Source organism: Streptomyces arenae (assembly GCF_022343545.1).
Taxonomy (GTDB): domain Bacteria; phylum Actinomycetota; class Actinomycetes; order Streptomycetales; family Streptomycetaceae; genus Streptomyces; species Streptomyces humi.
On record NZ_JAKQYH010000023.1, the window covers coordinates 100,635 to 113,856 of the forward strand.

The 13,222-nt window shown below is 70.1% G+C and carries 13 protein-coding genes and 1 pseudogene; 6 read left to right on the top strand and 8 right to left on the bottom strand.

What is annotated here, in order from left to right; genetic code table 11:
* Window positions 1-5: 5 nt before the first annotated feature.
* On the top strand, window positions 6-518 hold the full coding sequence (locus tag MB828_RS12390; protein WP_301648182.1) for a hypothetical protein: 513 nt from the start codon (window positions 6-8) through the stop codon (window positions 516-518).
* A gap of 91 nt (window positions 519-609) precedes the next feature.
* Here MB828_RS12390 and MB828_RS12395 read toward each other — a convergent pair whose 3' ends face one another.
* Window positions 610-1,335 (bottom strand): hypothetical protein, encoded by a 726-nt coding sequence (locus MB828_RS12395; RefSeq protein ID WP_207920794.1) that lies wholly within the window; start codon window positions 1,333-1,335, stop codon window positions 610-612.
* Window positions 1,336-1,534: 199 nt separating this feature from the next.
* Here MB828_RS12395 and MB828_RS12400 point away from each other — a divergent pair, with 199 nt between their 5' ends.
* From MB828_RS12400 to MB828_RS12410, 3 genes are read left to right on the top strand one after another with little or no spacing between them, the layout of a single operon-like run.
* Window positions 1,535-2,857, top strand: coding sequence for a magnesium transporter MgtE N-terminal domain-containing protein (locus MB828_RS12400; protein WP_301648183.1), 1,323 nt, complete (start codon window positions 1,535-1,537; stop codon window positions 2,855-2,857).
* Window positions 2,841-3,428, top strand: a complete 588-nt coding sequence (locus MB828_RS12405) for a DUF1003 domain-containing protein (RefSeq protein ID WP_301648184.1) — start codon at window positions 2,841-2,843, stop codon at window positions 3,426-3,428. The genes MB828_RS12400 and MB828_RS12405 overlap by 17 nt, the downstream gene beginning before the upstream one ends.
* A 43-nt stretch (window positions 3,429-3,471) precedes the next feature.
* Window positions 3,472-4,605: an Mrp/NBP35 family ATP-binding protein gene (locus MB828_RS12410; RefSeq protein WP_133025429.1), complete on the top strand. Its 1,134-nt coding sequence runs from the start codon at window positions 3,472-3,474 to the stop codon at window positions 4,603-4,605.
* 82 nt (window positions 4,606-4,687) lie between these two features.
* Here MB828_RS12410 and MB828_RS12415 read toward each other — a convergent pair whose 3' ends face one another.
* Window positions 4,688-5,089 (bottom strand): hypothetical protein, encoded by a 402-nt coding sequence (locus MB828_RS12415; RefSeq protein ID WP_301648185.1) that lies wholly within the window; start codon window positions 5,087-5,089, stop codon window positions 4,688-4,690.
* Between the two features lie 173 nt (window positions 5,090-5,262).
* On the opposite strand from MB828_RS12415, the gene MB828_RS12420 reads away from it, so the two are divergent.
* Window positions 5,263-7,863, top strand: a complete 2,601-nt coding sequence (locus MB828_RS12420) for a DUF6185 family protein (protein WP_301648186.1) — start codon at window positions 5,263-5,265, stop codon at window positions 7,861-7,863.
* A 51-nt stretch (window positions 7,864-7,914) separates the two neighbouring features.
* On the opposite strand, the gene MB828_RS12425 is transcribed toward MB828_RS12420, so the two are convergent.
* The 5 genes and pseudogenes from MB828_RS12425 to sigE all read right to left on the bottom strand — a co-directional run bounded on the left by MB828_RS12425 (window position 7,915) and on the right by sigE (window position 11,994).
* The gene (locus tag MB828_RS12425; protein ID WP_301648187.1) at window positions 7,915-8,586 is read right to left on the bottom strand and encodes a hypothetical protein; all 672 of its coding nucleotides are present in this window, start codon (window positions 8,584-8,586) and stop codon (window positions 7,915-7,917) included.
* A gap of 223 nt (window positions 8,587-8,809) precedes the next feature.
* Window positions 8,810-9,253, bottom strand: a complete 444-nt coding sequence (locus MB828_RS12430; RefSeq protein WP_301648188.1) for a sec-independent translocase — start codon at window positions 9,251-9,253, stop codon at window positions 8,810-8,812.
* Between the two features lie 201 nt (window positions 9,254-9,454).
* Window positions 9,455-9,811: pseudogene (locus MB828_RS46850) on the bottom strand (PDZ domain-containing protein); the annotation flags it as partial.
* A 513-nt stretch (window positions 9,812-10,324) separates the two neighbouring features.
* Window positions 10,325-11,281, bottom strand: coding sequence for an anti-sigma factor family protein (locus tag MB828_RS12440; protein WP_301648189.1), 957 nt, complete (start codon window positions 11,279-11,281; stop codon window positions 10,325-10,327).
* Window positions 11,278-11,994, bottom strand: a complete 717-nt coding sequence (gene sigE / locus MB828_RS12445) for an RNA polymerase sigma factor SigE (protein ID WP_133025436.1) — start codon at window positions 11,992-11,994, stop codon at window positions 11,278-11,280. Before sigE ends, MB828_RS12440 begins: the two co-directional genes overlap by 4 nt.
* Before the next feature lie 250 nt (window positions 11,995-12,244).
* Here sigE and MB828_RS12450 point away from each other — a divergent pair, with 250 nt between their 5' ends.
* Window positions 12,245-12,928 carry an O-methyltransferase gene (locus MB828_RS12450; RefSeq protein ID WP_133025437.1) on the top strand — a complete coding sequence of 228 codons (684 nt, stop codon included), beginning with the start codon at window positions 12,245-12,247 and terminating at the stop codon, window positions 12,926-12,928.
* Between the two features lie 102 nt (window positions 12,929-13,030).
* On the opposite strand, the gene MB828_RS12455 is transcribed toward MB828_RS12450, so the two are convergent.
* Window positions 13,031-13,198, bottom strand: coding sequence for a DUF3117 domain-containing protein (locus tag MB828_RS12455; RefSeq protein ID WP_069751535.1), 168 nt, complete (start codon window positions 13,196-13,198; stop codon window positions 13,031-13,033).
* Window positions 13,199-13,222: the final 24 nt, after the last annotated feature.

The window sequence follows — 13,222 nt, forward strand, 5'->3', positions numbered from 1 at the left end:
GCGCCATGACAAGCGAGCTGCTCGACCAGGCCCTCGTCGAGGAGGCCACCAAGAAGTCCGGCCTCGTCTGGGTCCGGGCCGCCGGGGCGCCGGCCGCGCGTGCGCTGTGGCACGTGTGGGCCGACGGGAGCGTGTTCCTGGTCGGCGACGGCGCCGAGCAGCCGCTGTCCGGCCTGGCCGACGGCGGGACGGCGGAGGTCACCGTCCGCAGCAAGGACAAGGGTGGCCGACTGGTCACCTGGCCGGCGACGGTGGCGGAACTGCCGGCCCGCTCCCCCGAGTGGGACGCGGCGGTGGCCGAACTCAAGGGCAAACGCCTCAACGCCCCCGACGGCGAGGCCATGACGGACCGCTGGGCGGCCGAGTGCAGGGTGCTGCGGCTGACCCCGACGGGATCGGTGCTGCCGGTCCCGGAGGGGAACCTGGCCGAGGCGCCGGTGCCGTCCCCGGCCACCACCCGCCGCCCGGTCCCGGCCGGCCTGCCCCGCCTGCTGTCGAGACGCCGGAAGTCCCGCTAGCGGCTTCGGGGAAACACGGGAACGCGGCCCGCCGACCCCCTCTGTGACATGGGATCCCTCTGTGACATGGGCCCCCTTGTGACATGGGCCCCTACGACGTGGGCAGCTGCTTCCCGTAGTCCACCGTCTCGCCCTTCTCCGGTTCGGCCACGCTGAAGTCCTCACCCCAGTCGGAGAAGGTCAGGGTGCCCGCGCCGCCGCCGCGTTGCAGACGGAGGGGGTACGGCTTGCCCTCCAGGGAGACGTCGAGCGTGCCGCCGGAACCCTTGTCGCCGGTGATGCGGATGGTGCGGGTACCCGACTGCTCGTGGTGCCCGTCGGTCGTGAGAGAACCGTGCAGGGTCAGCAGGCCCGAGAGGAGGAGGTCCTTGTCCGTGAAGCCGCTGAACTTCTTGTACGCGGGGTCCGTCCGGGGCACCTTCACGTACTTGCCGTCGAGCTTGGACGCGGCGGCCGTGTCACTGCCGTCGGCGTGGTTCCAGAACCCCGCGTCGGCCTGCAGGTACAGCGTGTCGTCCACCCGCAACAGCTGGAACGTCGTCCCCTTCGACGTGACGGAACCCGTCCCGCCGTCCTCGTTCAGACGCATGTCCAGTTCGTACGTGCGGCCACTCGTGACCACGGTCCCCGCCATCCGTACCGTCGCCACCGAAGCCGCCGCGGCCCTGGTCCTCGACTGGATCACGCCCGCCGACAGCTTGCCCACCCCGTTCGTCCCCGCGTCCGGATCCTCGCTGCACGCCGTCAGGACGGCCAGGGCGCAGAGCGCGGTCAGCAGCGCGGCGCGGCGCGTACGGCCCGGAGCGATCGCGGTCACAGACGGGGCCACCTTTCAGAGGGGTCCGGCACGGCGTACCGCAGCGTACCGGTGCCTCACCCACCCGGCGGAGCCAGTCCGTCCGGACCGCCCACCAGGGCGTATCCGATCGGTACGGGCTAGCCTGAAGCCCACCGAGCGGGCACAAACGGCAGGAAACCCATCCATCGGCAACGCGGCACGCAAAGGAAGCGAACCCATGGCAGCCGGCGCTCCCCGGATCTTCGTCTCGCACCTCGCCGGCGTCGCCGTCTTCGATCCCAACGGCGACCAGGTGGGACGCGTCAGGGACCTGGTCGTCATGCTGCGCGTCGGCCGCAAGCCCCCGCGACTGCTCGGCCTGGTCGTCGAACTCTCCACCCGGCGCCGCATCTTCCTGCCCATGAACAGGGTGACCAGCGTCGAGTCCGGTCAGGTCATCACCACCGGTGTGCTCAACGTCCGCCGCTTCGAGCAGCGGCCCACCGAACGCCTGGTCTTCGGTGAACTCCTCGACCGCCGTGTCCGGCTGGTGGAGACCGGCGAGGAGGTCACCGTCCTGGACCTGGGCGTGCAGCAGCGGCCGGCCCGCCGGGAGTGGGAGGCCGACCGGGTCTTCGTCCGCAAAGGCCGCAGGAGCGCCTTCCGCCGGTCCCGGGGCGAGTCGATCACCGTCGAGTGGTCGCAGGTCAGCGGCTTCTCCCTGGAGGAGCACGGACAGGGCGCCGAGAGTCTGCTCGCCACCTTCGAGCAGCTGCGCCCCGCCGACCTCGCCAACGTGCTGCACCACCTGTCCGCCAAGCGGCGCGCCGAGGTGGCCGCCGCCCTGGACGACGACCGTCTCGCCGACGTGCTCGAAGAGCTCCCCGAGGACGACCAGATCGAGATCCTCGGCAAGCTGAAGGAGGAACGGGCGGCGGACGTCCTGGAGGCCATGGACCCGGACGACGCGGCCGACCTGCTCGCCGAGCTCCCCGAACAGGACAAGGAGCGGCTGCTGAGCCTGATGCAGCCGGCCGACGCGGCCGAGATGCGGCGGCTGATGTCGTACGAGGAGCACACCGCGGGCGGTCTGATGACCACCGAGCCGATCGTGCTGCGGCCGGACGCCACCGTCGCCGACGCCCTCGCCCGGGTCCGCAACCCCGACCTCTCGCCGGCCCTCGCCGCCCAGGTCTACGTGTGCCGCCCGCCCGACGAGACGCCGACCGGCAAGTACCTGGGCACCGTGCACTTCCAGCGGCTGCTGCGGGACCCCCCGTACACCCTGGTCAGTTCGCTCGTCGTCGACGACGACCTGCAACCGCTCACCCCGGAGGCCACGCTCCCGGTCATCGCCGGGTTCTTCGCCACGTACGACATGGTCGCGGCGCCCGTGGTGGACGAGACGGGGTCACTGCTGGGCGCGGTCACCGTGGACGACGTACTGGACCACATGCTGCCGGAGGACTGGCGGGAGACCGAGTTCCACCTGGACGAGGAGGAGGAGCCGCTGCGGACCGAGGCACGGAAGGGGGCGGGGGACCGTGGCGCCCGAGCGTGAGAACGGCCGCGAGCGGACCCCGGCCGGCGCGACCGCCACCACCCGCTCCCGCGGGCCCCGGCTGGACCAGCCGCGTCCGCCGCGGCGCAGGCTGCTGCCGGAGTGGGACCCGGAGGCCTTCGGGCGGCTGTCGGAGCGCATCGCGCGCTTCCTGGGGACCGGGCGGTTCATCGTCTGGATGACGATCGTGATCATCCTCTGGGTGTTGTGGAACATCGCGGCGCCCGGCCGGCTCCGCTTCGACGAGTACCCGTTCATCTTCCTCACCCTGGCCCTGTCCCTGCAGGCCTCCTACGCGGCCCCGCTGATCCTGCTCGCGCAGAACAGGCAGGACGACCGGGACCGGGTCAACCTCGAACAGGACCGCAAGCAGAACGAGCGGTCCATCGCGGACACCGAGTACCTGACCCGGGAGATCGCCGCGCTGCGGATGGGGCTCGGCGAGGTGGCGACCCGTGACTGGATCCGCTCCGAGCTCCAGGACCTGCTGAAGGAGATGGACGAGCGCAGGCACGGACAGGTGGTATTCCCGACAGAACGGTCGGCGGGGCGTGACGTAGACGACCGTTGAGGGGCGTTATAGGGGCCCCGTGCCGCGCCGTACCATCGTCTGTATGGCTAGCGAAGACGCGGTGCGCGAGGCACTGGCGACGGTGAACGACCCGGAGATCAACCGACCCATCACCGAACTGGGGATGGTCAAATCGGTGGAGATCGGGGAGGACGGCGCGGTCGCGGTCACCGTGTACCTGACGGTCTCCGGCTGCCCCATGAGGGACACGATCACCCAGCGCGTCACCGAGGCGGTCTCCCGCGTCGAGGGGGTCACCGGGGTGGACGTCACGCTGGACGTGATGAGCGACGAGCAGCGCAAGGAGCTGGCGTCGGCCCTGCGCGGCGGGCAGACCGAGCGTGAGGTGCCGTTCGCCAAGCCCGGCAGCCTCACCCGGGTGTACGCGGTCGCGTCCGGCAAGGGCGGCGTGGGCAAGTCGTCGGTGACGGTGAACCTCGCCGCCGCGATGGCGGCCGACGGTCTCAAGGTGGGTGTCGTCGACGCCGACATCTACGGCCACTCCGTGCCGCGGATGCTCGGCGCGGACGGGAGTCCCACCCAGGTCGAGAACATGATCATGCCGCCGTCGGCGAACGGCGTGAAGGTCATCTCCATCGGCATGTTCACCCCGGGCAACGCCCCGGTGGTCTGGCGCGGCCCGATGCTGCACCGCGCTCTCCAGCAGTTCCTCGCGGACGTCTACTGGGGCGACCTCGACGTCCTCCTCCTGGACCTCCCGCCCGGCACCGGTGACATCGCCATCTCGGTGGCCCAGCTGGTCCCGAACGCCGAGATCCTGGTCGTGACGACGCCTCAGCAGGCGGCGGCGGAGGTCGCCGAGCGCGCCGGCTCCATCGCGGTCCAGACCCACCAGAAGATCGTCGGCGTGGTCGAGAACATGTCCGGCCTGCCCTGCCCGCACTGCGGCGAGATGGTCGACGTCTTCGGCACGGGCGGCGGCCAGCTGGTCGCCGACGGCCTCACCCGCACGACGGGCGCCACGGTCCCGGTCCTCGGCAGCATCCCGATCGACCTGCGCCTCCGCGAGGGCGGTGACGAGGGCAAGCCGGTCGTCCTGACCGACCCCGACTCCCCGGCGGGCGCGGCCCTGCGCGGCATCGCGGGCAAGCTGGGCGGCCGCCAGCGCGGCCTCTCGGGCATGTCCCTGGGGATCACTCCGCGCAACAAGTTCTGAGGCCGTCACCACTGAGGGGGGCGCCGTCCGCGAGGGACGGTGGCCCCCTTTTCGGTATGTGCCCCCGTTTCCCTGCTCGCGCTCAATCGGCGCCACGTTCGTGTGCGCGCTTGGGGCACAGGTCGAGCGGCGTACACAGCTGGATCACCCGGTAGAGGTCTCCTTCGGCCGTGGCGTCGGCCTCGAGGTCCGCATGCGGAACGAACCGCCATTGCGAGGCCTTGCTGTGTCCTGTGCTGTTCACCTTCTCCACGCCGGCATGGAGAGTGCGGGCCTGGGGGTCGTTCGTCTCGACCAGTACCTCGTCCGCGGCGATGGGGAAATGATCGTGCAGCAGGCAGAGACCGAAACGGTTCAGGTTGCCGTGCTTCGCCAGCACCGCCACCAGATCCCGCACGAACTCGGCGTCCTGGGGGCCCAGCGCTTCGGCCTCCTCAAAACGCGGAAGTGACGTTCTCGATGCGGAAACGTTTATGTCCGCCATAACCCCTCCGTCCGATTACTGACGGTGATCAGATTCCATTATCAGCCATCGGCAGTTTTCCTGCAATTCCGCAGACTGGGGCGAAGGGGTGGGTTTCCCGACTGCCGCCGTGCGCCTGGGTGTGCGACGAGGGATCGTGCGCCTAAATTCGGGGCGGAGGAGGCGGTGGAGAAATGCGGAAGATCCGGTGGTGGCGGATGCTGTCACTGCTCGTCGTAGCCGCGTCATGGTGGGGGTGCCCGCCTGCGGAGGCCCGGGCGAGCACGCGCGACGACTGTTTCACCCATCAACTTCGCACCACCACCGTCGAGGCCGACATCGGATTCTCGCAGCCGCACCAGGATTACACCAAGGCGTACTCGGATATCAAGGTCGCGGTCCCCCGGAAATGGCATTACGCAAAAAGCCTCACATTCAGCGAGCATTCCAAAGAGTACAGACACGCAATGCGCTGTCTTCTACTGGGCGCGAAGGGAACCACCAGCGACAGCGAATGGCACGACCATGACCCGAAAGTGACCGCCACCGGGGAGCGGGTCACGGTGGAGTTCAGCGCGTTCGCCTGGATCGAGAATCCCGGCACCATTCAGCTCGGTCCGTGGCAGATCGTCGACGCCGACGACAACATGTGGAACGTGGCGCTTCGCCCGCCGAGCCTCGAAGGCTTCCGCTGGAAACACGTCGAAGCAAGGCTGAACGGGCTGAATTTCGATGACCGCTCGACCCCGCAGGCGTCGTACGCCGATGCGAACAATCTGAGATGGGACGATCAGAAGCCCATTCAGGTGAAGTTCGACGTCGATCTCTCCGGGCAGCACTCCATGGCACTGCTCGACGAGAAGAAGTTCTCGAAGACGGCGGGCATCGCCACCTGGTGGGTGTGTGCGTCGTGTGTGATCGTACTGGCCGCACTGCGCGCCCGGCAGCCGCATCCCCCCTCTGCGCAGGATGCATCGGGGTGGTATCCGCGGAGACCGAGATGGCGGGTGGGCGACGCTTTCGGGGAGAGTCCTGTAGGCGCGATGGTTCAGTGGGGCGTACTCAACGCCGCGATCGCGCTGACACTCATTCTGATCATTTCAAGGCATTCCCTCTCGGCATCGAAGCGCAGCCTCATCTGCATTCTCGTGGGCCTGGCCCTGCTTCTCGTGGCACGTCCCTGGCGTCGTGCGTTGCCGTCCGCCGCCCAGGGCACCGAGACGGACCGGCCCACCGGTCCAGACGACGTCCAGCGCCGCCAGGCCCGCATTGTCGTCACAACCGCTTGCGCGGTGGCGCTCGCCGGACTGCTGGCGCTCAAGGGCCATGCTGTCTTCGGCCTGTCGGCGAACCTCGGAGCGAAAGGCGCACCGACCGTTCGGGGGCTGGTCGGCTATGCACTCGTGGGCCTGGCGACCATGTGGCTCTGGATCTCGGCCATGATTGCCTGGGCGTGGCGCTTCGCGCGCGAAGGAGGGCTCGTCCGCACCTCCTGGACAGACCGGTGGGACACCAGACCAGGCCGCTGCGTCGCAGCGGCCTCGATTCTGGCCGCAGCGGCCGCGGGGGCTCTGCTCGACTGCGTCTGGTGGTCGGCCCAGCGCAAGTGGCTCCGCGTCAACTGGCTCACCGAAAGCCGTGGTTCCTTCACTGATACGCCCTACGTGAACAAATTCATGGCGTCCTTCTCCTTCACCGACCTCTTCTGGCTCTTCTCCTACAGTTGGATTCTGACGGTCATCGCACTCGCCTCCCTGCTGTATTTTCGCGTGGAGGCGCAACGGAATCCCAGGGAAAGCAAGGCGGAACGCATTTCCTTGTGGCCGGCGACGCCGGACGTCATGCTGATCACGGCGGTGTTCGCTTTCCTGGTCGGGGTGCAGGGCGGAAATGTCGCAGGCGTGACCACCTTGTACGGGGTCTGGATCCCCTTGAACATCATGTCCCTCTACTTCGTTCTTTCCGTAGGACGAAGGATGTCCGTACTGGGCCAGTTGGGAGACTGCTTCCACTCGAATCTCCTGGAGAGCAAGAAGCGCCGTCGCGAATTGCCGAAAAAGGCCCAGAGCTATCGCAGCCTGAACCGCCAGATCTACCTGTCGGACCAGGGGCGCGGAGGCGGTGCCACCCGCGAGCAACTGGAGCGCGAGTTGCACGGACTGCAACAGTGGGTGGTCGCGGGCTGCGGTGGCGAAACTCCACCGGAGCACATTTCCCTGCTGGAGGTCGCTTTGGCCTGGGGACCGGACGGACACTGGTGGGACAATGCCGTACGCGCCGCACGCCTCGCCTTCTGCTTTGGATTGCCGGCCAGCGCGGGCCTGGTGTACATCAACCTGCACAACACCCGGAACTGGCTGCACTTCGCCAATGATCCCACCGGCATTCCGGAGACTGTCGCGAACTTTTTTGAATACCAGTTGACCTGGGTCGGTGCAGGATTCGCCCTCGGTGCACTGTGGCGCCTGCTGCCCGGAAGCAGCAGTCCCATTCGCGCCTTCAGCCTGGTCTTCGCCTATGCCATGCCGGTCGGGATCCTCGTGCTGCTCATGAGATCGACCCATCCGAACTTCGGCCAGGTACTTCTTTTTTCGGTACTCATGCTGATCGTCCTGACGGTCACCAGCATGTGGATGGACACGGCGACTTTCAGGCGCGAGCTGGAGCTGTGGCCGAGCCGGCTGGCGTTGCTGCTGTCGATCTACCAGATCCGGGGCTTCTCCACGAAGATCGCCTGGCTTCTCACCCAAGTGGCGGCGGTCGCGGGGCTCTTGAAGGTGCTGCCGCACCACTGAGGCGGGGTACGACCGGGCCCGGCCACCGCTCGTGTCAGGGCCCGCCCCGCTCTACGCGTACGTCGTGATGTCCTTGATCACCGCGAAGCCGAGGCCGTATGCGCTCATGCCGCGCCCGTACGCTCCCAGGTGCACCCCCGCCTCGGTCGACCCGGCGAGGACCCACCCGAACTCCGACTCCCGGTAGTGGAACGGGGTGGCCACCCCGTCCACCGGCAGCGAGAGCGTCGACCACTCGGGGCCGCTCAGTTCGTCGGCCAGCTCCCACGCCGTCTCGGTCTGCTGGTCCAGCCAGTCGTCCCGCAGGCTGTGGTCCATCTGCCCCGGCCAGGTGAAGGACAGCAGCCCGACCCCCGCCAGCCATGCGGCCGACGACACGGACGTGGCCTCCAGCAGGCCCGTTCCGTCGGCGCTGCGCCGGGACGGGCTGGCCGCGACGGTCACCACGACCGCGAACTTCTCGCGCGGCTCACCGACGGACGCGGCCAGATGCTCGTTGCGCACCGACGGCTCGTCCCCGTGTCCGATCGACCCGTGCTCCACCGCGCCGTCGGCGGCCGCACCCACCTGCATCAGCCAGCGCGGCCCCGTGAACGCCTCGTCGAGGCCGTACCAGGGGAAGGGCGCCTCAAGGTAGCCGTCGACCGTACGGCGGGCGGAGAGGAACTGCTGTCCGCCCTCCGCGGCCGGTGCCTGTCCGTCCACCCGACTTGTCGTCTCCATCTGGGACGCCTCCTAGCTCTCGTCGGTCCGGGGCGGCCCGCCCCCCTTCGGGCGCACTCGTCCGGTCCGCACAACAACTCGGCAGCATATCGACACCGCTGGGACCAGCAGCGAAACCGCCCGGCGGGTGGGTCGCGCGGGCGGCTCGATCAGGCCTCGAGCGGCGCGTGCGCGGTATGAAACGCGTCACGTACGCCGCTCGTGTCCAGGGGTCCGGTGCTGCTCAGGTGGCGTCCGCGTCGAACGGCGGACGGTCGTCCTTGCCGGGGTCCTCCGGCTTCTTCGTCATGTCGATCCGGCCGCCCGCGGAACCGCTGCCCGAGGACGAGGCGGCCGAGTCGGCCTCGCGGCTGTGCACCGAGTCGGTGACCTCGGCCATCTCCTTCTTCAGGTCGAAGCCGTTGCGGATCTCCTTCAGCCCCAGCTCGTCGTTGTCCAGGTGCTTGCGGATGAAGGTCTTCGGGTTGAGGTCCTCGAGTTCGAAGTCCTTGAACTCCGGGCCGAGTTCCTGCCGGATGTCTTCCTTGGCGCTCTCCGAGAACTCCCGGATCTTGCGGATGGTCCGCATGACGTCCTGGATGACTTTCGGGAGCTTGTCCGGACCGAAGACGAGCACGGCGAGCACGACGATCGTCACCAGCTCGAGTGGTCCTATGTCATTGAACACCTGAAGCTCCTTGCGATGTCCTCGGTCCTCGGCCCTCCGGTCGCTGTTGCGGGTGTTCCGTGGTCCGGGCCGGGTCCACGGTACCCGCCGCACCTGTCCGACCGGTACCGTCCCGAGGTGTCCGACTGCGCGTGTACGACCGGTTTTCCGGGTTGTTTGCCTAGTCGGGGCACCGGCGCCGTCCCGCCTGTGAGGTTTCTGTCAGTTCCTGTCGGAAGCCCCACCGGAAGGCCTGTCGGCAGTTCCGTCGTCAGTCCCCTCGGCAGGACCCAGGACGAGCGTGAGCCGCTCCTCGGTGCCGGCGCGTTCGACGGTGAGGCTCAGCCGGTCCCCCGGCCGGTGGGCACGGGTGCGGACGAGCAGTTCCGGACCGGAGTGCACGGGGCGTCCGTCGACTCCGGTGACCACGTCGCCGGGCCGCAGGCCGGCCCGCGCCCCGGGGCCTCCCTCGGCGACGGCGGGTCCGCCGTCGGCGGCCTCGGCGTCGATCCGGGCGCCGTCGCCCGGGTAGTCCATGTCGAGGATGATCCCGATGACCGGGTGGGTGGCGGGGCCGGTGGCGCCGCCGCCCGGTGGCCTGCCGGGTGGCGGCGGGCCGGGCCGGGGCAGCTCCACGGTCTCCACGCCGCCGGTGCGCTCCAGGTAGGCCCCGATCAGCCCGCCGGTCATCCCGGAGGCCACCGCGAGCACCAGCGCGCCCGCGACGAGCGTGCGCCGGCTCCGGTCAGGACGCTGCCGTTCCCCGGTCCCGAACAACTCCTGGACGCCGTCGCCGTCGCCGACGCCCGGGGCCCGCGCCGGTCGGGCGCGCCCGAGGGCGTCCGCGGTGCCCGGTGCGGCCGGTGCCGTCTCCTCGGCCCGCTCCCCCGCGGCGGGCACCGCGTCGCCGGGCGCCGCCGGTGGCGTCGGTGTCCTCTCGTCCATGGTCTCTCCGCGGGCTGACCGCGTCCCCGGGCGCGGGCGGGGTCGCGGAGGGTCGGCTCCCTGCCCGGAGGGGTCTCACGGGCATGGCTGGCTCACAGGATTCAACCAGGTTCGCGGGTCGCCGTGCAGCGGCCGTTCGACAGGTGGTCAGTGGGCCGCGCGGGGGGCGGAGGGGGAGGGGGAGGGAGCGGAGGTGGTGTCGGGGAGGGGTGCGGCGAGCAGGGCGGTGCCGGTCGCCTCGGGGGTGGCGGTCCACGAGGTGAGCGAGAAGGGCGCGTTGGTGGTGAGCGGTCGTATCAGCGGGGAGACCGCGGCCGCGCCGGCCATCACCGGGGCGGTCAGTTCCCGCAGTGCCTGCTGGGCGGCGGCCGGGGAGGGGACGCCGGGCAGCAGCGGGGCGGACACCGAGGTGGGTGCGGCGGTCGTGTCGCCGAGGGTGCCGGACGCCAGCAGGGGGCTGACCGAGCGGCGGCGCTGCGGGTCGGCGGTGCCGGCCGTGCCCGCGCCGGCGGTACCGGCCGGGGTCACGTTGCCTCCGCCGGTGGAGCGGGCGTCGGCGGCCGGGGAGCCGGGCAGGCCCGCGGTGACCCCGCCGAGGGCGACGGCGGCCAGCGAGACCGCGCCGGCGGCCACGAACGCGAACCGCATGCCGAACGAGGCGGAGCGGTCGCTGTCCGGACGGCCGACGGGGTGGACGCGGAAGCCGCGTCCGGCGGCCGCCGCCGGGTCGTGCGGGCGGACGGGGACGTAGCCGAACTCGAAGCGGTCCTCCCGGCTCACGCCGAAGACCCCGCTGTCGGTACGGCGCCCCGAGGGGCCGGCGCCGAACGGCGAGCCGCCGTCGCTGTCACCGCCCGCGGGCAGCCCCTGGAGGCGGGCCAGGAAACTCTCCGAGGGCGGCGGCGGGGCCGCCTCGGCGAAGACGTTCTTCAGCGCGCGCTGGGCGTCCGCCTCGGCCTTGCACCTGGCACAGGTCGCCAGGTGGGCCAGGACACGCTCACGCGACTCATGGCCGAGTTCTCCGTCCACCAGGGCGGAGAGTCGGTCTCCCAGGTGCTGCTCGGCGAACTGTCGCCCGGCGGGTTTCGGTCGTGATCCACTCACGCGGTCGCGCCCCCTCCTCCCAGTGCGGGAACACGGGGCACGAAGGAGCGGCGCTCGGCCTTGCGGGCCTGCGGCGAGCGGTGCGCGAGGGCCTTGCGCAGCTGGGAGCGGCCACGGTGGATGCGGGAGCGGACGGTGCCGAGCTTGACGCCGAGGGTCGCGGCGATCTCCTCGTACGACAGGCCCTCGATGTCGCACAGGACGACGGCGGCCCGGAACTCGGGCGCGAGGGTGTCCAGCGCCTGCTGGACGTCGGCGTCGAAGTGCGCGTCGTTGAAGGCCTGCGAGGGGGTGGGCTCGCGGCTGGGCAGGCGCTCGGCCGCGTCCTCGCCGAGGGCGTCGAAGCGGATGCGCTGCTTGCGGCGGACCATGTCGAGGAACAGGTTGGTGGTGATGCGGTGCAGCCAGCCCTCGAAGGTGCCCGGCGAATAGGTGGACAGGGAGCGGAAGACGCGGACGAAGACCTCCTGGGTGAGGTCCTCCGCGTCGTGCTGGTTACCGGTGAGGCGGTAGGCCAGGCGGTAGACGCGGCCGCTGTGCGTGCTGACGATCTCCTCCCACGTGGGCGGAGTCCATGCCTGCCCGTCCGCGTCGGTGGAGAAGGTCGCGGTCCGGTCCTCGCCCGTGGCGAGAGCTTCGGCGTGGCTGGGGTCAGCAGCGGTGTCGTTCACGGATTTCGGCCTGCCCGCCGACCCGAGGAAGCGCCGTAGCACTCCGCCCCGGTCCTCAGGCGCGGCCGCACCTCCCCTGTCGGCTCTGGTGGTGTCCAGTGGAGCCCCTACCATAGCCACCTCGCCCGTTAGCACCGGATAAGCGGTTTTACGAGAATTTGATCTGCGCTGATCCGGCTCGTCCGGCCGGGTCGGCAGGTGATCGACCACCGTCTCGTCGTCGTGATCCATTCGTGTCCCCCAGCCCTGTCTTCCATCCCTCTAAACGCCTGGTCCCATCAGCAGGTTCCCGGTGCCAACGGATACAGTCACGCCCAGGCAACCACGGGGACAGGAGAGGGTCATTACCGGCAACCGGCAGACGAGCTGGGCGTTCGCCGACGCCTTTGTCGCCGAGGACGAGGCGCTGCGCTGGGCCCGGGACCGGGCCCGCGAGGCAGGGCTGCGCTCGGTGTCGCCCGGCACGGGCGCCGCCCTGCGCATGCTCGCCGCCTCCGTGGACGCCAAGGCGGTCGCCGAGATCGGTACGGGTTGCGGGGTGTCGGGGATGCACCTGCTGCACGGCATGCGGCCGGACGGCGTGCTGACCACGGTGGATCCCGAGCCGGAGCACCAGCAGTTCGCCCGGCAGGCCTTCCGCGCCTGCGGCTTCGCCAGCAACCGGGCCCGATTCATCCCCGGCCGCGCGCTCGACGTGCTCCCCCGCCTCGCGGACGCCGGCTACGACCTGGTCTTCTGCGACGGCGACCGCCAGGAGTACTCCGACTATCTCGCTGAATCGTTGCGCCTTCTGCGCACCGGTGGCCTGGTGGTCTTCGAGGGCGTCTTCGCCAACGGGCGTACCGTCGACTCCGGCCCGCAGCCCACCGAGGTGCTGCGGCTGCGCGAACTGCTGCGCACGGTCCGTGAGACCCAGGAGCTGGTGCCGTCGCTGCTGCCGGTGGGCGACGGACTGCTGTGCGCGGTCAAGCGATAGCTTCCGCAGGACCGGGTACACCGCTCTCGGGACCCGGGTACGGCGACGCCCCGGCACCGCATGCGGTGCCGGGGCGTCCGAAAGGGTATGGTCGCTGACGCTTCAGCCGACGACGTTCTTGAGGGCGTCGGCGAGCGCCGCGGCCTCGTCAGGGGTCAGCTCGACGACGAGCCGACCGCCGCCTTCGAGCGGAACGCGCATGACGATGCCCCGCCCCTCCTTGGTCACCTCGAGCGGGCCATCACCCGTCCGCGGCTTCATGGCCGCCATGCTCGTTCCCCTTCCTGAAAACAG

Bases quoted from the DNA above. Each gene is read 5' to 3' on its own strand.
- MB828_RS12390 (WP_301648182.1), top strand. From the start codon at position 6: ATGACAAGCGAGCTGCTCGACCAGGCCCTCGTCGAGGAGGCCACCAAG.
- MB828_RS12400 (WP_301648183.1), top strand. From the start codon at position 1,535: ATGGCAGCCGGCGCTCCCCGGATCTTCGTCTCGCACCTCGCCGGCGTC.
- MB828_RS12410 (WP_133025429.1), top strand. From the start codon at position 3,472: ATGGCTAGCGAAGACGCGGTGCGCGAGGCACTGGCGACGGTGAACGAC.
- MB828_RS12415 (WP_301648185.1), bottom strand. From the start codon at position 5,089: ATGGCGGACATAAACGTTTCCGCATCGAGAACGTCACTTCCGCGTTTT.
- MB828_RS12420 (WP_301648186.1), top strand. From the start codon at position 5,263: ATGCGGAAGATCCGGTGGTGGCGGATGCTGTCACTGCTCGTCGTAGCC.
- MB828_RS12425 (WP_301648187.1), bottom strand. From the start codon at position 8,586: ATGGAGACGACAAGTCGGGTGGACGGACAGGCACCGGCCGCGGAGGGC.
- MB828_RS12455 (WP_069751535.1), bottom strand. From the start codon at position 13,198: ATGGCGGCCATGAAGCCGCGGACGGGTGATGGCCCGCTCGAGGTGACC.